Source organism: Bradyrhizobium sp. SZCCHNRI1029 (genome assembly GCF_032487555.1).
Classification (GTDB): Bacteria; Pseudomonadota; Alphaproteobacteria; order Rhizobiales; family Xanthobacteraceae; genus Bradyrhizobium.
Window position 1 is genome coordinate 69,482 of record NZ_JAUEUK010000002.1, and the last position, 17,767, is coordinate 87,248.

General features: G+C 66.2%; 19 protein-coding genes. All 19 read left to right on the forward strand.

Annotated features, from left to right (window positions below; all coding sequences use genetic code 11):
- Window positions 1–52: 52 nt before the first annotated feature.
- The 19 genes from QW861_RS05960 (at window position 53) to hypE (ending at window position 17,767) form a co-directional block, all read left to right on the forward strand.
- The gene (locus QW861_RS05960) at window positions 53–1,174 is read left to right on the forward strand and encodes a HoxN/HupN/NixA family nickel/cobalt transporter (protein WP_315752367.1); all 1,122 of its coding nucleotides are present in this window, start codon (window positions 53–55) and stop codon (window positions 1,172–1,174) included.
- Window positions 1,175–1,189: 15 nt separating this feature from the next.
- Window positions 1,190–2,206 (forward strand): HupU protein, encoded by a 1,017-nt coding sequence (locus QW861_RS05965; protein WP_315752484.1) that lies wholly within the window; start codon window positions 1,190–1,192, stop codon window positions 2,204–2,206.
- The gene (locus tag QW861_RS05970) at window positions 2,203–3,642 is read left to right on the forward strand and encodes a nickel-dependent hydrogenase large subunit (protein WP_316192817.1); all 1,440 of its coding nucleotides are present in this window, start codon (window positions 2,203–2,205) and stop codon (window positions 3,640–3,642) included. The genes QW861_RS05965 and QW861_RS05970 overlap by 4 nt, the downstream gene beginning before the upstream one ends.
- A 233-nt stretch (window positions 3,643–3,875) precedes the next feature.
- Window positions 3,876–4,967, forward strand: a complete 1,092-nt coding sequence (locus QW861_RS05975) for a hydrogenase small subunit (protein ID WP_315713499.1) — start codon at window positions 3,876–3,878, stop codon at window positions 4,965–4,967.
- Window positions 4,968–4,988: 21 nt separating this feature from the next.
- The gene (locus QW861_RS05980; RefSeq protein ID WP_315713498.1) at window positions 4,989–6,779 is read left to right on the forward strand and encodes a nickel-dependent hydrogenase large subunit; all 1,791 of its coding nucleotides are present in this window, start codon (window positions 4,989–4,991) and stop codon (window positions 6,777–6,779) included.
- A gap of 13 nt (window positions 6,780–6,792) precedes the next feature.
- Window positions 6,793–7,536 carry a Ni/Fe-hydrogenase, b-type cytochrome subunit gene (cybH, locus tag QW861_RS05985; protein WP_315752369.1) on the forward strand — a complete coding sequence of 248 codons (744 nt, stop codon included), beginning with the start codon at window positions 6,793–6,795 and terminating at the stop codon, window positions 7,534–7,536.
- Between the two features lie 14 nt (window positions 7,537–7,550).
- Window positions 7,551–8,138 carry a HyaD/HybD family hydrogenase maturation endopeptidase gene (locus QW861_RS05990; RefSeq protein ID WP_315752370.1) on the forward strand — a complete coding sequence of 196 codons (588 nt, stop codon included), beginning with the start codon at window positions 7,551–7,553 and terminating at the stop codon, window positions 8,136–8,138.
- 22 nt (window positions 8,139–8,160) lie between these two features.
- Window positions 8,161–8,451: a HypC/HybG/HupF family hydrogenase formation chaperone gene (locus tag QW861_RS05995; protein WP_315736711.1), complete on the forward strand. Its 291-nt coding sequence runs from the start codon at window positions 8,161–8,163 to the stop codon at window positions 8,449–8,451.
- Between the two features lie 237 nt (window positions 8,452–8,688).
- Window positions 8,689–9,135: a hydrogenase accessory protein gene (locus tag QW861_RS06000; RefSeq protein ID WP_315752485.1), complete on the forward strand. Its 447-nt coding sequence runs from the start codon at window positions 8,689–8,691 to the stop codon at window positions 9,133–9,135.
- On the forward strand, window positions 9,132–9,995 hold the full coding sequence (locus QW861_RS06005; protein WP_315752371.1) for a hydrogenase expression/formation protein: 864 nt from the start codon (window positions 9,132–9,134) through the stop codon (window positions 9,993–9,995). The genes QW861_RS06000 and QW861_RS06005 overlap by 4 nt, the downstream gene beginning before the upstream one ends.
- Entirely contained in the window at window positions 9,992–10,204 is a 213-nt protein-coding gene (locus QW861_RS06010) for a rubredoxin (protein WP_315752372.1), read from the forward strand. The genes QW861_RS06005 and QW861_RS06010 overlap by 4 nt, the downstream gene beginning before the upstream one ends.
- Window positions 10,201–10,701, forward strand: a complete 501-nt coding sequence (gene hybE / locus QW861_RS06015) for a [NiFe]-hydrogenase assembly chaperone HybE (protein ID WP_315752373.1) — start codon at window positions 10,201–10,203, stop codon at window positions 10,699–10,701. The genes QW861_RS06010 and hybE overlap by 4 nt, the downstream gene beginning before the upstream one ends.
- The gene (locus QW861_RS06020) at window positions 10,698–11,798 is read left to right on the forward strand and encodes a nickel-dependent hydrogenase large subunit (protein ID WP_315752374.1); all 1,101 of its coding nucleotides are present in this window, start codon (window positions 10,698–10,700) and stop codon (window positions 11,796–11,798) included. The genes hybE and QW861_RS06020 overlap by 4 nt, the downstream gene beginning before the upstream one ends.
- Window positions 11,791–12,132, forward strand: coding sequence for a hydrogenase maturation nickel metallochaperone HypA (gene hypA, locus QW861_RS06025; protein ID WP_315752375.1), 342 nt, complete (start codon window positions 11,791–11,793; stop codon window positions 12,130–12,132). The genes QW861_RS06020 and hypA overlap by 8 nt, the downstream gene beginning before the upstream one ends.
- Window positions 12,132–13,106 (forward strand): hydrogenase nickel incorporation protein HypB, encoded by a 975-nt coding sequence (gene hypB / locus QW861_RS06030; protein WP_315752376.1) that lies wholly within the window; start codon window positions 12,132–12,134, stop codon window positions 13,104–13,106. Before hypA ends, hypB begins: the two co-directional genes overlap by 1 nt.
- Window positions 13,103–15,370, forward strand: a complete 2,268-nt coding sequence (hypF, locus tag QW861_RS06035; protein ID WP_316172368.1) for a carbamoyltransferase HypF — start codon at window positions 13,103–13,105, stop codon at window positions 15,368–15,370. The genes hypB and hypF overlap by 4 nt, the downstream gene beginning before the upstream one ends.
- Window positions 15,370–15,606, forward strand: a complete 237-nt coding sequence (locus tag QW861_RS06040) for a HypC/HybG/HupF family hydrogenase formation chaperone (protein ID WP_315713487.1) — start codon at window positions 15,370–15,372, stop codon at window positions 15,604–15,606. Before hypF ends, QW861_RS06040 begins: the two co-directional genes overlap by 1 nt.
- The gene (gene hypD / locus QW861_RS06045) at window positions 15,603–16,730 is read left to right on the forward strand and encodes a hydrogenase formation protein HypD (protein WP_315825306.1); all 1,128 of its coding nucleotides are present in this window, start codon (window positions 15,603–15,605) and stop codon (window positions 16,728–16,730) included. The genes QW861_RS06040 and hypD overlap by 4 nt, the downstream gene beginning before the upstream one ends.
- On the forward strand, window positions 16,727–17,767 hold the full coding sequence (gene hypE, locus QW861_RS06050; RefSeq protein ID WP_315825305.1) for a hydrogenase expression/formation protein HypE: 1,041 nt from the start codon (window positions 16,727–16,729) through the stop codon (window positions 17,765–17,767). Before hypD ends, hypE begins: the two co-directional genes overlap by 4 nt.

Here is a 17,767-nt window from a genome sequence, read left to right on the forward strand (position 1 = left end):
CCTGCAGCGGGGGGCTTTACCGAACTGGCCTGGCTCTTGCTATAGTCCGAGTATGACGATTGTTCAAATTGATCATCCTCGTGCCCCTCGGCTGCTGTGGTGGCGATCGCAGCCCGGCCGCAACGTTGCGCTCGTCGGCGGGCTGGTCGCCGCCAACGCGCTCGCCTGGGCCTGGGCGTTCGCGCTCTACGCCGACCGGCCCGCCATCGTCGGCACCGCGATGCTGGCCTGGCTGCTCGGACTGCGCCATGCGGTCGATGCGGATCACATCGCGGCGATCGACAACGTCGTGCGGAAGCTGGTGCAGGACGGTAGCGCCCCGCGCGCCGCCGGCCTGTATTTTGCGCTCGGCCATTCCAGCGTCGTCGTCATCGCCACCATCGTCGTGAGCCTCATCGCCGGCGCCGACCTCCTGGATGAAGAGAGCGCGATCAGGGCGATCGGCGGCGTCATCGGCACGTCGGTGTCGGCCGGCTTCCTGCTGCTGATCGCGTTGGCGAACCTCATTCTGTTCGTGAACCTCTGGCGCCGCGCCGCACAGCCGCAGTCCGAGATGGAAACCGCCGGAAGCTCCGGACGGGGCATCCTCATCCGCCTGCTGCGCCCGGTGCTCCGCCTGGTGGGACGCGCCTGGCACATGTATCCGCTCGGTTTCCTGTTCGGTCTCGGCTTCGACACTGCGAGCGAGATCGGGCTTCTCAGCCTGTCGGCAACCGAGGCAGCGCGCGGCGCGAGCCTCGCCCATGTCCTGGTGTTTCCGGCGCTGTTCGCGGCTGCGATGGCCACCGTCGACACCGCCGACAGCATGCTGATGGCGGGCGCCTATCGCTGGGCGCTGACCGATCCCGCACGCAAGCTGCGCTATAACCTCGTGATCACCGGCGCATCCGTTGCCATCGCGCTGGTGATCGGCGGCTTCGAGGCGATCACGCTGTTGGCGCCGCGGCTTGGCCTGACCGGGGGATGGACGGGGGTCGCCACCGCGCTGGGCGACGATGTCGCCAATCTCGGGATCGTCGCGATTGGCCTGTTCGGACTGATCTGGGCGGTCGCCATGCTGCTCGGTCGCAGCCAGCGCGGTTCCGAGGCTATCCCCGGGGAAGCGCTTGCCAGTGTTCATGCGGGGGCGCTAAACCCGCCGGTGATACGAAGCGGAACGCTTAAGACGGGCTAGGAGCGGGGCCTTATGATGGTCGGCTCTGAGGGAACGATCAGGATGCTATGGCTGCAGGGTGCGAGCTGCGGCGGCTGCACGATGTCGATCCTGGAAAGCGGCGCGTCCGGCTGGTTCGACGAGCTGCGCCAATCCGGCATCGATCTGGTATGGCATCCCTCCGTCAGCGAGCAGACCGGAGACGAGGTGGTGGAGCTGTTGGAGGCGATCCGCGACGGTCGCGAGCGGCTCGATCTGCTGGTGCTCGAAGGCTCGGTGGCGCGCGGACCTGGCCTGACCGGCCGCTTCAACATGCTCGCCGGCACCAACCGCTCGATCTATCACTGGCTGCTCGATCTGGCGCCGCTGGCCGACTACGTCGTTGCCGTCGGCAGTTGCGCCGCCTATGGCGGCATTCCTGCTGCCGGCATCAACCCGACCGATGCGGTCGGATTGCAGTTCGAGGGCAGCGACATCGGCGGCGCGCTCGGCGCGGGCTTCCGCTCGAAACGCGGGCTGCCGGTGATCAACGTCGCAGGCTGTGCGCCGCATCCGGGTTGGATGATGGAAAGCCTGCTGGCGCTCACCTCGGGCGATCTGTCGGCAGACGGCCTCGACGCAGTCGGCCGTCCGACCTTCATCGCCAATCACCTGGCGCATCACGGCTGCTCGCGCAACGAGTTCTACGAGTTCAAGGCGAGCGCGGAGACGATGTCGGAGCGCGGCTGCCTGATGGAGCATCTCGGCTGCCGCGCAACGCAAGCGGTCGGCGACTGCAATCAGCGCTCGTGGAACGGCGGCGGCTCCTGCACCAAGGGCGGCTACGCCTGCATCGCCTGCACCTCGCCGGGCTTCGAGAGCGCGCAGAACTATCTGCAGACGGCCAAGCTCGCCGGCATTCCCGTGGGGCTTCCGACCGACATGCCCAAGGCCTGGTTCGTCGCGCTCGCAGCGCTGTCGAAATCGGCCACGCCGCGTCGCGTCCGAGTCAATGCGACGGCGGATCATGTCGTGGTGCCGCCGGGCCGTGCCGGCGACAAGCGCCGTCCATGACGCGGATCACGGTCGGACCGTTCAATCGTGTCGAAGGCGATCTCGAGGTCAGGCTCGATATCGAGAGCGGTCGCGTCACCAGGGCAGAGGTGACGGCGCCGCTCTATCGCGGTTTCGAGCAGATCCTGGAGGGGCGGCCGCCGCTGGACGCCCTGGTGATCGCACCGCGAATCTGCGGCATCTGCTCGGTGTCGCAATCGATCGCCGCCGCCGCGGCGTTGCGCCAGGCCATGGGTATTGCGGCAGCGCCAAACGGCGTCCTCGCGGCCAACATCGCGCACGCGGCCGAGAACGCAGCGGACCATCTGACGCACTTCTACATCTTCTTCATGCCGGACTTCGCCCGCGACGCCTACGCCTCGCATGCCTGGCATTCGGCTACGGCCGAGCGCTTCGCGGCGACGAAGGGCAGCGCGGCCCGCGATGCGTTGCCTGCCCGCGCGCGGCTGCTCGAGATCATGGGCCTGATCGCCGGCAAATGGCCGCACAGTCTCGCCTTCCAGCCAGGCGGGACGACGCGCGCGATCGAGCTCGGCGAGCGCGTGCGGCTCAACGCGATCGCGGCGTCGTTTCGCGGTTTCCTTGAGCGCGTCCTGTTCGCCGACAAGTTGGAGAACGTACTCGCCTTGTCGACGCCGGACGAACTCGACCGTTGGCGCGAGGGCCGCGCCGGCGACTTCGCGCATTTCCTTCGGCTGGCCGATGCGCTCGCGCTGGCCGACCTCGGCAGCGGACCAGGTCTCTTGATGAGCTTCGGCGCGTATCACGACTTCAATGGGGCTCGTTTTCGCGCTGGTGTCCGCACGAGCAGCGGCGAGGTCCACGCTTTGCCGTCGGACGGCATCACCGAGGACGTCTCGCACGCCTGGATGCACGATACGTCGCTCGATCCGGCCGAGAGCCGCACCGTGCCCGATGCCGACAAAGCCGACGCCTATAGCTGGTGCAAGGCGCCGCGTCTCGCGGGAGAACCGGTCGAGGTCGGCGCTCTCGCAAGGCAGGCCATCGACGGTCAGCCGTTGATCACTACGCTGCTCGCGAGCGGTCGCAGCAACGTCCGCAATCGTGTCATCGCCCGGCTGATCGAAACTGCGCGGCTCGCGCTGTCGATCGAGCACTGGATCAAGGGGCTGCGTCTCAACGAGCCGTTCTGCGACAACAGCGCCAGCGCGGCCGACGGCAATTTCGTCGGGCTCGTGGAAGCTGCGCGCGGCAGCCTCGGCCACTGGCTCGCGTTGCGCTCCGGCCGGATCGAGCGCTATCAGATCATCGCGCCGACGAGCTGGAATTTCTCTCCGCGCGACGCGGATGGGGTCGCGGGCCCGCTCGAACAGGCGCTGGTCGGCACTGAGGTCGGCACCGCCGGCGCGCGTGCGGTCGGCATTCAGCACGTCGTGCGGTCGTTCGATCCCTGCATGGTCTGCACGGCCCATTGAGCGCGCTGCACACGGGCAGGCAGCGGGCGGAAACAAGCTTGTCGGTGCAAAGCGCGTGATTTCCGATTATCGCGCGCGATCCGCCTTCCAAGGATCCACGACCGCGGCCTCGCTGCTGCAAGCATCTGGAATCATTATGATTCAAATCCAGCAATGATGCTGGCCCGCATCTTGCTGTCCTTCTCGCCAGAACGCGATCAGATGATCGCCAACGCGATGTCAGGGGAGGACTCATGGGCGCGGCAACGGAAACTTTTTACAGCGTCATCAGGCGTCAGGGCATCACGCGGCGCAGCTTTCACAAGTTCTGCAGCCTCACCGCAACGAGCCTCGGCCTCGGGCCGCTCGCGGCCAGCCGCATCGCCAACGCGCTCGAAACCAAGCCGCGCACGCCGGTGATCTGGATGCACGGGCTCGAATGCACGTGTTGCTCGGAGAGCTTCATCCGCTCGGCTCATCCGCTGGTGAAGGATGCCGTGCTGTCGATGATCTCGCTCGACTATGACGACACCATCATGGCGGCGGCCGGCCACCAGGCGGAGGCCATCCTCGAAGAGACGCGTGCGAAGTACAAGGGACAGTACATTCTTGCGGTCGAGGGCAATCCGCCGCTGAACGAGGGCGGCATGTTCTGCATCGATGGCGGCAAGCCGTTCGTCGAGAAGCTCAAGATGATGGCCGAGGACGCCATGGCGATCATCGCCTGGGGCGCCTGCGCGTCCTGGGGCTGCGTGCAGGCGGCGAAGCCGAATCCGACGCAGGCGACGCCGATCGACAAGGTCATCACCAACAAGCCGATCATCAAGGTGCCGGGCTGCCCGCCGATCGCCGAGGTCATGACCGGCGTCGTCACCTTCATCACCACGTTCGGCAAGCTGCCCGAGCTCGACCGCCAGGGCCGGCCGAAGATGTTCTACTCACAGCGTATCCACGACAAGTGCTATCGCCGACCGCATTTCGACGCCGGCCAGTTCGTCGAGGAGTGGGACGACGAGGCCGCGCGCAAGGGCTACTGCCTCTACAAGATGGGCTGCAAGGGCCCGACCACCTACAACGCCTGCTCGACGGTGCGCTGGAACGGCGGCGTGTCGTTCCCGATCCAGTCCGGTCACGGCTGCATCGGCTGCTCGGAGGACGGCTTCTGGGACAAGGGCTCGTTCTACGACCGCCTCACCAACATCAAGCAGTTCGGCATCGAGCACAACGCCGACCAGGTCGGCATGGTGGCCGCGGGCACGGTGGGCGCAGCGGTTGCGGCGCACGCGGCGGTGACGGCCGTGAAGCGGCTCGCCGGCAAGCGCGACGACGCCAAGCAAGATCATTAATCGAATTCAGGGCAGGCAACGATGGGCATCCAGACTCCCAACGGCTTCAATCTCGACAATTCCGGCAAGCGTGTCGTCGTCGATCCGCTGACGCGCATCGAGGGCCATCTGCGCGTCGAGGTGAATGTCGATTCCAATAACGTGATCCGCAACGCGGTCTCGACCGGCACCATGTGGCGCGGCATCGAGACCATCCTGCGGAACCGCGATCCGCGCGACGCCTGGGCCTTCACCGAGCGGATCTGCGGCGTCTGCACCGGCACGCACGCGCTGACCTCGGTCCGCGCGGTCGAGAACGCGCTGGGGATCATGATCCCCGATAATGCCAACTCGATCCGCAACATCATGCAGCTCTGCCTGCAGGTGCACGATCACCTCGTGCACTTCTATCATCTGCATGCGCTCGACTGGGTCGACGTGGTCTCGGCGCTCAAGGCCGATCCAAAGGCGACCTCGGCGCTGGCGCAGTCGGTCTCGGACTGGCCGCTGTCCTCGCCGGGCTATTTCAAGGACCTGCAGATCCGGCTGACCAAGTTCGTCGAGTCCGGTCAGCTCGGTCCGTTCAAGAACGCCTATTGGGGTCATGCGGCCTACAAGCTGCCGCCGGAGGCGAACCTGATGGCGGTGGCGCACTATCTGGAAGCGCTCGACTTCCAGAAGGAGATCGTCAAGATCCACACCATCTACGGCGGTAAGAACCCGCATCCGAACTGGCTGGTCGGCGGCGTGCCGTGTGCGATCAATGTCGACGGCACCGGCGCGGTCGGTGCGATCAACATGGAGCGGCTGAACCTCGTCTCCTCGATCATCGATCGCTCGATCGAGTTCGTGCAGAAGGTCTATCTGCCCGACGTGGCGGCGATCGGCTCCTTCTACAAGGACTGGCTCTATGGCGGCGGTCTCTCCGGCAAGAACGTGATGTCCTACGGCGACATTCCGGAGAATGCGAACGATTATTCAGGGAAGAATCTCAAGCTGCCGCGTGGCGTGATCCTCAACGGGAATCTGAACGAGATCCTGCCGATCGATCACGGCGACCCCGAGCAGATCCAGGAGTTCGTCACCCACTCCTGGTACAAATATCCCGACGAGAGCAAGGGGCTGCATCCCTGGGACGGCGTCACTGAGCCGAACTACCAGCTCGGCCCCAACGCCAAGGGCACCAAGACGGACATCAAGGAGCTCGACGAGGGCGGAAAATATTCCTGGATCAAGGCGCCGCGCTGGCGCGGCAACGCGGTCGAGGTCGGACCGCTGGCGCGCTACATCATTGGTTATGCGCAAGGGCGACCGGAGTTCAAGGAGCCGACCGACAGGCTTCTGAAGACGCTGAACCTGCCGGTCACAGCGCTGTTCTCCACGCTTGGCCGCACCGCGGCACGGGCGCTCGAATGCGAATGGGCGGCGAACCAGATGCGCTACTTCCAGGACAAGTTGGTGGCACGCATCAAGGCCGGCGATTCCTCGACCGCGAACATCGAGAAGTGGAAGCCGGAGAGCTGGCCGAAGGAGGCCAAGGGCTACGGCTTCACCGAGGCGCCGCGCGGCGCGCTGGCGCACTGGATCAAGATCAAGGACACCAAGATCGACAACTACCAGTGTGTCGTGCCGACGACCTGGAACGGCTCGCCGCGCGATCCCAAGGGCAATATCGGCGCCTTCGAGGCCTCCCTGATGGATACGCCGATGGCGGATCCGGAGAAGCCGCTGGAGATCCTGCGCACGATCCATTCGTTCGATCCGTGCCTCGCGTGCTCGACCCACGTGATGAGCCCGGACGGCCAGCAAATGGCGACGGTCACGGTCAGGTAGTGGGAGACGCACCATGATGGATGCCATTGCACGTCCCGCCGAGGCAGAGCCCAACCTTGCGGCGATCGCGGCCGACGCCGCCGGTGAACACGCGGTCGGCCGGCCCACGGTCTATGTGTACGAAGCACCAGTGCGCATCTGCCATTGGGTGAATGCGTTCGCGATCGTCGTGCTGATGATCACCGGCTATCTGATCGGGACTCCGCTCCCCAGCGTCGAAGGCGAGGCGTCGGCGAATTTCGTGATGGGCTACATCCGCTTTGCCCATTTCGCGGCCGGACAGGTGCTGGCGGTGTTCTTCCTTGCCCGCATCTTCTGGGCCTTCGTCGGCAACCACCATTCCCGGCAGATCTTCTACATTCCGGTGCACCGCAAGCAGTTCTGGAAGGAGGTGCTGCACGAGATCCGCTGGTACGCTTTCCTCGAGCGTGAGCCGAAGATGTATGTCGGCCATAATCCCCTGGCGCAGACAGCCATGTTTACCGGCTTCACGCTGTTCGTGACCTTCATGATCATCACCGGCTTTGCGCTCTATTCGGAAGGCACCGGCATCGACAGTTGGCAGCACAAATTGTTCGGTTGGGTGTTCGCGATCTGGCCGAACAGCCAGGACGTCCACACCTGGCATCATCTCGGGATGTGGGCGCTGGTCACCTTCGTGATGGTACACGTCTATGCCGCCATTCGCGAAGACATCATGTCACGTCAGAGCATCATCTCCTCGATGATCTCGGGCGAGCGACAGTTCCGCGAGTAGCAGGGGGAGCCGGCATGGTCGATGAGCGCGGGCGCGATCGCATTCTGGTGCTCGGGATCGGCAACATTCTCTGGGCGGACGAAGGCTTTGGCGTGCGGGTGGTGGAGGAATTCCACCGCCGCTTCACCGTGCCCGACAACGTCACGATCCTCGATGGCGGCACGCAGGGGCTTTACCTCGTCAACTATGTCGAGGAAGCCGACGGCCTGATCGTGTTCGACGCCATCGACTATGGCCTGGTGCCGGGCGAGCTCAAGCTCGTCCGCGACGACGAGGTGCCGCGCTTCACCGGCGCCAAGAAGATGAGCCTGCACCAGACGGGCTTTCAGGAAGTACTGAGCGCGGCCGACTTGCTCGGCCGCTATCCGCAGCGGCTTGCGCTGATCGGCTGCCAGCCGCTCGACCTTGAGGATTGGGGTGGCCCGCTGACTGCGCCGGTTCGTGCGCAGATCGCGCCGGCGATCGAGCTGGCCTGCACCCTCCTGGCGGAATGGGGCTCGCCGGCCGTGTCGCGGCGTGAACCGCTCGCCGGCGACGAACGCCTGCTTGCCAACGACATCGACCATCATAGCTACGAGCTGCGGGCGCGCCCGGCCGATTGACCGCGCCGCGAGGGAATCCGCCATGTGTCTTGGCCTGCCGATGACAATCCTCGAGACCGATGGCGTCTCGGCGCTGTGCAGCTTCGACGGCGAGGAGCGCCGCGTCTCGGTGTTGCTGCTGTCGAACCCGCCAGTGGGGGCCAAGGTGCTCGTCTATATCGACAACGCCGTTCGCTTGCTCGATGACGAAGAGGCGCGGCTGATCGGCGAAGCGCTGCGCGGCCTGCAGGCGGCCGTGAACGGCGAGAATTGCGATGACTTCTTCGCGGATCTGATCGGGCGCGAGCCGGAGCTTCCGGAGCATTTGCGGTAGCGGCGTCATGCCCTCGGGCATCGCCAAATTGCTGATAACAAGATTTCCACAGACGAAGTAAGTTTGCAGGCCTTGCCTGGAAAGCACCTTTCCGATTTCTCGCGCAATCCTTTAGTTGCAATAAAAACTTAATATATTTCAATGCCTTGAGCATTCTTGGCCCCGCGTGGGCGTCTGGCACGTCGATTGCTGATCATGGGGAATATGGCAACGATAACTGGTCAGGGAGAAACACCGATGGAAATGCAGCAGCGTGACCCCGCGCGCGCGCGAGGCGGGTTGCCGGAGGTCGATACCGGCACCGTCGATGCCTTTCTCTCCGAGGCTGATTGCGCCGGGCTTGTCACCGTGCTGCTGTCGGCCGGGGATCCCGCGCGGTTTCCAGAGGCACTGGACGTGGCCATCGTGCTGCCGGAGCTGATCACGGCGTTTCAGGGCCGGCTGCGCGGCGCGGTCGTCGCGCGCGAAGCGGAGGCCGAGATCGGGGCGCGATTCGGCGTGCGTGTGCAGCCGAGCCTGATCCTGTGCCGCGGGGGAGAGACGCTCGGCCTGATCGCCAAGATCCAGGACTGGTCTGTTTATGTCGATCGCATCTCGCGGCTGATCGACCGGCCGCAGGGCGCGACGGCGGCGGTCGTCGCCAGCATCGTCCCAGTCCATCAGCCTGCGGGAGTCGAGCGATGAAGCCGGGATTCTGGATCGCGCCTGAAGGAGCCGAGGAGCCGGTCAACATCTTTCCGATCGGCGAAGAGGCGCTCGATACCTCCCACAAGGGGCTGACCGCCTCCGGAGCGCTGGCCAAGCTGGCCTCGCTCGACTCGGAGGCGCTGGCGCGGAGCTGTCCGCGCGCGGTCGAACTGCTGTCGACGATTGCATCCGCCACCGCGGCGCAGACGGCCGGCGCACTGACGCAATTATTCCGTCTCGAAGGCCTCAACGATCTCGAGCGGCGGCTGATCGACGACGTGCTGGGCGAGGGCGAGGTCGCGGGCGTCGTGGCTCTTCCCGACGGGACGCTCGCCCAGATCCAGGAATCGGTGCTCGCCGGCATCTGGCGGGTGCGGCTGGAAGCGGATGAGCGCCACGACTACATCGAAGTCGGCGCCGTGCCGGAGATCGTGTCGCGCGCGGCCGCCGACCTGACCGCAAATGACATCGCGATCGGACCGGTGCCCGAGGGCACGATGAACGCGCTGCCGGTGCTCGCCGAGATCCGCGAGCGCGCGCTGTCCTGGCGACCGGGCCAGCGCTCGCAGACCATCAACTTCACGCTGCTGCCGATGAGCCCGGCCGACATGAGCTTCCTGCAGCAGACGCTCGGCAACGGCCCGATCCAGTTGATGTCGCGCGGCTACGGCACCTGCCGCGTGCTCGCGACCGGCATCCGCCATGTCTGGTCGGTGCAATTCTTCAACGCCATGGATACGATCATTCTCGACACCCTCGAAGTCGGCGGCGTGCCGGTGGTCGCGCTCGCCGCGGCCGAGGATTTCGAGGATTCGGCCGAGCGCCTGACCCAGATCATCGAGGCCTATTTCACATGAACGGCGGCTTCGAGAATTACGGTGTCCGCAGCGATCTCGCTGATGACGCGCTGTTGGAGTGCGGCATCTGCTGGACGCGCTACGATCCGGCCGACGGTGACGGCGTCGCGCAGATTGCGCCGGGCACGCCGTTCGCGGCGCTGCCGGACGACTGGCATTGCCCGAACTGCGACGCGCCGAAGACCAAGTTCATGGTGGTCGAGCAATGAGCGCGGACGCGCAGGGCACGTCTGACGTCACGCCGGTCGCGTGGGGCGAGCGTCTCGCCGGCGTCTATCGTGGGATCGGCGCGCGTGCGATGCGCGAGCTGCCGATCTATCACGACGCGCTCGACGTCGAGGCGATCGGATTTTCGGTGGTTGAGGGCCGCATCCTCGGCATCGTCGTCACGCCCTGGTTCATGAACGTGGTCACTCCGGCCGCCCAGGACTCCGCGGGATCCGTCGTCAAGATCGTGCTTCCGGCCGGCTCGTTCGAGTTCACGATCGGCGATATCGCCGGGATCGGGCGGATCGCGAGCTGCTCGCTGTTCTCGCCGATGTTCGAGTTCGCGGACATGGCCGCGGCGCGTGCCGCGGCGGAGGCCGCGCTCGCCGCGCTGATGGCGGCACCTGAGGACGAGGCGTTGTCCGAACGCGCCGCGAAGGCGTCGACGATCGATCGCCGCGCGTTCCTGCGCGGCACCCTCTCCGAGGGCCGCGCATGACCCTCGGCTTTCGCAACCGCATCGACGTGACGCTGTCGGTCGCCGATCGGCGGATCACAGGCGTCGACATTCGGCCGCGCACGCGGCCGCCGCTGGGACGGCTGTTCGCCGGCAAGCCGGCCGAAATGCTGCTTGCGGCCCTGCCGCGGCTGTTCTCGCTGTGCGCCGGTGCGCATCAGGTCGCGCTGCTCTCGGCGCTGGAAGCGGCGCGCGGCGAGCAGGCGAAGCCGTCGACGCGTCATCGTCGGATCGAGGCCGTGCTGACGGAACGCTTCGCCGAACTCATGCGCGGTCTGCTGATCGCTTCAATGGCGGACAATCGTAGTGCTGCGCAGCCGGTGCCACGGCTCTTGCAGGCGATCGCGGCGCTACAGACGCATTCCGGCGTCTCGCAGCAATCTCGCGCTGCAACCTTGTCTCAGATCAAGACGGGCATGGTGGCTCTGGGCATAGGCTTGCCAGCGGAGCCGGTTCTGCCGGGAACTCCGCTTGCATCGATGATGGACGCGGCCCGGAAGGCCGCCGATGATGGAGGATGGAGGCACATGCCGGCCGAGCATGACATCCTGTCGGCCGCCGATGATGGCGCCATCGTCACGCAATTGATCGACGTGGGATCTGCCTTTGCTGAGGCTCCCGAGCTCGACGGCCGCGTTCCGGAGACCGGAGTCTGGGCCCGCTATGCGGAGCGCCATCAATTGGCATCGGCTGGTTCCGTCGAACGTCTCTCAGCCAAGATAGCTGAGATTGCTGAGCTGTTCCGCTGGATCGAGACCGGCGAGGCGGAGGACCAGGCGGCCGACCCGCATGCCGTCGCAAGCTACGCGCTCGGGGCGCGGCGCGGCGCCGCCGCAGTCGAATGCGCGCGCGGCCGGCTGCATCACGCGATCGAGCTGGATGCGCACGGCGCGGTCTCGCGTTTCGAGTATCTGGCGCCGACGGAATGGAATTTTCACCCGCGCGGTCCTGTCGTGAGGAGCCTCACGGGGGTTGCGCTGCGCGGCACCGTCGATCGCCAGGCCATCCATACGATGGTCGGATCGTTCGATCCTTGCGTCGGCTATCACCTGGCGTTCCGGGGGATGGCCGATGCATGAGATGGCGCTGTGCGAAGGCATCGTCGAGATCGTCGAGCAGGAGGCACGTAAGGGCGCCTTCTCCACGGTGAAGACCGTGTGGTTGGAGATCGGTGCGCTCAGCCATGTCGCGCCGGAGGCGCTGCGATTCTGTTTCGAGGCGGTGACCGCGAAAACCCTGTTGCACGGGGCAGCGCTCGAGATCATCGAACAGCCGGGCACGGCATGGTGCCTGGGCTGCTCGCGCGGCGTCGAGATCAGTCAACGCTATCAGTCTTGTCCGGCCTGCGGCAGTCATCAGCTGCAGGTCACGGGCGGTGAGGACATGCGGGTCAAGGAGCTGGAGGTCGAGTAATGTGCACGGTGTGTGGCTGCAGCGACGGCAAGTCCTCCGTCGAATCCGGTGATGATCATCACGATCACGAGCATCATCATGCTCATGGACATGATCACAGCCATGATGAGTCCGGACATCATCATCACCATCACGGCCATTATCATGATCACGAGCACGAGCATGGTCCCCATCACGATGATGACCCGCATGATCACGGTCGCGCGCATGATCATCAACATGATCATGCTGCCGACCACGTCGACTGTTCGGCCAATCCGGCCGGGCAGGAGGTTGCCGGTCTCTCCAGCGGGCGCATCATCCAGATCGAACGCGACATTCTCGGCAAGAACAACCGGCTCGCGGCAGAAAACCGCGCGCGCTTCGCCGCGCATGACGTGCTGGCATTCAACTTCGTCTCCAGCCCGGGCGCCGGCAAGACCTCGCTGCTGGTCCGCGCCGTCTCCGATCTCAAGCAGAGTCGGCCCGTCGCGGTGATCGAGGGCGACCAGCAGACCTCCAACGATGCCGAGCGCATCCGCGCCACCGGCGTGCCGGCGATCCAGATCAACACCGGCAAGGGCTGTCATCTCGACGCGGCCATGGTCGGCGAGGCCTATGGCCGGCTGCCGGCTCTGCGCGGCGGGCTGCTGTTCATCGAGAATGTCGGCAACCTCGTATGTCCGGCCGCCTTCGATCTCGGCGAGGCCTGCAAGATCGTCGTGTTCTCGACCACCGAGGGCGAGGACAAGCCGCTCAAATATCCCGACATGTTTGCAGCGTCATCGCTGATGCTCATCAACAAGATCGATCTGGCGCCGGTGCTCGATTTCGATCTTGCGCAGACGATCGAATATGCCCGCCGAGTCAATCCGAAGATCGAGGTACTGACGATCTCCGCGAAGACAGGCGAGGGCCTTTCGGCGTTCTACGCCTGGATCAGGAAGCAGTCTGAGCGGATGCGGGCGGGCGCAGCGAACGCGGTGCGGGGATGAGCACGCCCGGCCGGACATCGGCGGCGAACCATACGTGCCTCCGGCTCCGCGTCCGCGGGGCCGTGCAGGGCGTCGGCTTTCGTCCCTATGTCCATGGTCTGGCAACCCGCCATCGGCTCGGCGGCTTCGTCGCCAACGATGCTGATGGCGTGCTGATCGAGGTCGAGGGCGACGAGGTCGCCGAATTCGTCGAGGCTCTGCCGCGGCAGACACCGCCGCTGGCGCGCATCGACGACATCGCCGTCGAGCCGATCGCGGCCGGTATCGGCACGGGCTTCCGGATCGCCGGGAGCGTGGGCGGGCGCGTCACGACGCGGATCGTGCCGGACGCCGCCACCTGTGCCGCATGCCTGGCCGAGCTGTTCGATCCCGGCAGCCGCTTCCATCTCTATCCTTTTGTCAACTGCACCCATTGCGGCCCCCGTTTCACCATCGCCGAGCGCCTGCCTTACGATCGCGTGTCCACGGCGATGAAGCACTTTCCGATGTGTGAGGCGTGTCGGTCCGACTACGAAGATCCTGCAGGGCGCCGCTTTCATGCCGAGGCGATCTCGTGTCCGCGCTGCGGTCCGCGGCTCAGCCATGGCATCGATGATATTGCCGCCGCGCTCGCGAATGGCAGGATCGTCGCCATCAAGGGTCTCGGCGGCTATCAGCTGCTCTGCGACGCCCAGGATGAGCAGGCGGTCCGGCGACTGCGCGCGCGTAAGCAGCGCGACGGCAAGCCGTTTGCCGTGATGTTGGCCACGGTCGACGCCGCAACTGAGATTGCCGAGATCGATGCGCCTGAGCGCGCGCTGCTGGAGCGGGGGGCGCGGCCGATCGTGCTGTTGCGCTCACGCCAGCGTGTTGCGTCCTCGGTCGCACCAGGGCTCGCAAAGATCGGGGTGATGCTGCCGGTCGCTCCGCTGCATCATCTGATCTTCCATGTGCTGGAGGCGGGCCGCCGCGTGGCTGCCGACGGACCATGGGCGCTGGTCTGCACCAGCGCCAATCCGAGCGGGGAGCCGCTGCTGACCGACAACGCCGAGGCGCTCGCGGATCTTGCCGGCATTGCGGATCTGATCGTCACCCACGACCGGGACATCGTCATCCGAGCCGACGATTCCGTGCTTGCCGTCGTGGCCGGCGTTCCCCGCTTCGTCAGGCGTGCGCGCGGCTATGTTCCGGAGCCGATCCGGCTCGCGCGCACCATGCCGCCGGTGCTCGCGGTCGGCGCTCAGCTGAAGGCGACGGTGACGGTGACGCGCGGCGACGAGGCGTTCGTGTCGCAGCATCTCGGAGATCTCGACACGGCGGCGGCGATCCGCTTCTTCGAGGAGACGATTGCGCATCTCACCGCCATCCTCGATGTCCAGCCGGTCGCGATCGCTCATGACCTGCATCCGGACATGGCGTCGACGCGGTTCGCGCAGGCACACGGTCTGCCGACGCTGCCGGTGCAGCATCACCAGGCGCATGCGGCCTCCGTCATGGCCGAGCATGGCGTGACCAGCCCCGCCCTCGCGCTGGTGCTGGATGGCTACGGCTATGGCAGCGATGGCGGCGCCTGGGGCGGTGAGCTGCTGTCCTGCGACGGCGCGGGCTTCCGGCGCGTCGGCCATCTCGCACCGTTGAAGATGCCGGGCGGCGACCGGGCCGCACGGGAGCCGTGGCGGATGGCGGCGTCCGTGCTGCACGACATCGGTCGCGGTGACGAGATCGGGCGGCGTTTCGCGGCCCAGACACAGTCGCGCAACATCTCCATGCTGCTGGATCGTGCCGATGCTCCGGTCACCACCAGCGCCGGCCGGCTGTTCGATGCCGTGGCCGGACTGCTCGGTGTCACCACGGTGCAGAGCTACGAAGGCGAGGCGGCCATGAAGCTGGAGGCGCTGGTGCGCGAACCGGCAGCGCTGGAGCGCGGCTGGACCATTGCCGATGGCGTGCTGTCGCTGCGGCCGCTGCTCGCGCATCTGATCGCGCGTGATCTCGACGCCGTCGAAGCCGCGGGGCTGTTTCACGGCACGTTGGCCGCGGCCTGCGTCGACTGGATCGTGAGAGCCTCGCGTGCGACCGGCATCGGTACGATCGTGCTGAGCGGCGGCTGTTTTCTCAATGCGCATCTGGCCGAACAGATCGTGCGCGGCTGCCGGTCCGCAGGCCTCGATCCGCTGCTGCCGCGCCGTCTGCCGCCCAATGACGGCGGCCTCAGCCTCGGGCAGGCCTGGGTGGCCGGTCTGCATCTCACACAAAACAACATGATGTCTGGAGGGACCGTCTGATGTGCCTGGCCATTCCTGCCGAGGTGATCAAGCTTCTACCTGACGACATGGCGATCGTCTCGATCGACGGTGTCAGCAAGGAGGTCTCGGTCGCGCTGATCGAGGAGATCGCCGTCGGCGACTACGTCATTCTTCATGTCGGCCACGCGCTGGCCAAGATCGATCCGGAGGAGGCGCGCGAGACGCTCGACCTGCTCCGGCAGATGGGCGAGGCTGTGGCGGAGGTCAGACCATGAAATATGCCGACGAGTTTCGCGACAAGGAGCTGGCGACGGGTCTTGCGCGCGCCATCCGCGCCAAGGCCGAGCCGGCGCGCGCCTATCGCTTCATGGAGTTCTGCGGCGGCCATACCCATGCGATCGCGCGCTATGGCCTCGAGGACATGCTGCCCGACAATGTGCGCATGATCCATGGCCCCGGCTGTCCGGTCTGCGTGCTGCCGGCCGGGCGCATCGATATGGCGACCGCGCTGGCCGAACGGCCCGAGGTCATCCTCTGCGTTTATGGCGACCTGATGCGCGTGCCGGGCTCGCGCGGGTCCTCGCTGCTCAAGGCGAAAGCGCGCGGCGCCGACATCCGCATGGTGTATTCGACGCTGGATGCGATCGCGCTGGCCGAGCAGAATCCTGGTCGCGAGGTGGTGTTCTTCGCCATCGGCTTCGAGACCACGACGCCCCCGACCGCCGTGATGATCCGGGCCGCCGAGAAGAAGCAGCTGTCGAACTTCACCGTGTTCTGCAACCACGTGCTGACACCGCCGGCGATGCGCGCGATCCTCGACAGCGACGACACGGTCGAGATCGACGGCTTCGTCGGGCCGGCGCATGTCTCGACCGTGATCGGCACCGAGCCCTACGCGCCGTTCGCGCGCGATGATGGCAAGCCCGTCGTGATCGCGGGCTTCGAGCCGCTCGACATGATGCAGGCGATCCTGATGCTGATCGAGCAGGTCAATGACGGCCGCCACGAGGTGGAGAACCAGTACCGTCGCGCCGTCACCGCCAGCGGCAACCAGCGCGCCATCCGCGAGGTCGCCGAGATCTTCGAACTGCGCGACCAGTTCGAATGGCGCGGCCTCGGCAGCATTCCGGCGAGCGCATTGAAACTGCGGCCCGCCTTCGCGCATCTCGACGCCGAGCTGCGCTTTGCCATGTCCGAGCTGGTTGTGGCCGACAATCCGGCCTGCGAATGTCCGGCCATTCTGCGCGGCCTGAAGAAGCCGGTGGACTGCCGGCTGTTCGGCACCGCCTGCACGCCGGAGACGCCGATCGGCTCCTGCATGGTGTCGTCGGAAGGTGCCTGCGCGGCGCATTGGACCTATGGCCGCTTCCGCGACCATCAGCGGAGGCTTGCATCATGAGCATGCATCAGCGCCGGCTCGACATGAAGAACGGCTGCGTCGATCTCTCGCATGGCGCCGGCGGTCGCGCGATGGCGCAACTGATTGCCGGCCTGTTCCACGAGGCGTTCGGCAATGAATGGCTGGCGCGTGGCAACGACCAGTCGGCGTTCGACGTCGCCGCCGGCCGCATGGTGATGACGACCGACGGCTATGTGGTCTCGCCGCTGTTCTTCCCCGGCGGCAATATCGGCTCGCTGGCGGTGCACGGCACGGTCAACGACATCGCCATGGCCGGCGCCAGGCCGCTGTATCTGTCGGCGAGCTTCATCATCGAGGAGGGGTTTGCGTTTTCCGACCTGAAACGGATCGCCGATGCGATGGGCGAGGCGGCGCGCGAGGCGGGCATTGCGATCATCACCGGCGACACCAAGGTGGTCGAGCGCGGCAAGGCGGATGGCGTGTTCATTTCCACCGCCGGCGTCGGCGTGCTGCCGGACGGCCTCGATCTCTCGGCCGACAAGGCCAGGCCCGGCGACCGCGTGCTGTTGTCCGGCAGCCTCGGTGATCACGGCGTGGCGATCATGTCGCGGCGGCAGAACCTCACCTTCGACACCGAGATCATCTCCGACTCGGCCTCGCTGCACGGGCTCGTCGCCGACATGGTTGCAGCCGGCGGCGCCGGCATCCGGCTGATGCGCGATCCCACGCGCGGCGGGGTTGCGGCCACGATGAACGAGATCGCGCAGCAGTCCAATCTCGGCTTCCGTCTGCAGGAGGAAGCGATTCCGGTGAAGCCTGCGGTCGCTGCCGCCTGCGAGCTGCTCGGGCTCGATCCGCTCCACGTCGCCAATGAGGGCAAGCTCGTCGCGGTGGTCGCGCCGGAGCTGGCCGGCGCCGTGCTCGCCGCCATGAGGGCGCATCCGCTCGGCCGCGATGCGGCTGACATCGGCGAAGCGGTGGCCGATGATCACCGCTTCGTCCAGATGGCGACGAGCTTCGGCGGCGGCCGTATCGTCGACTGGCTGTCCGGCGAGCAGTTGCCGCGGATCTGCTGA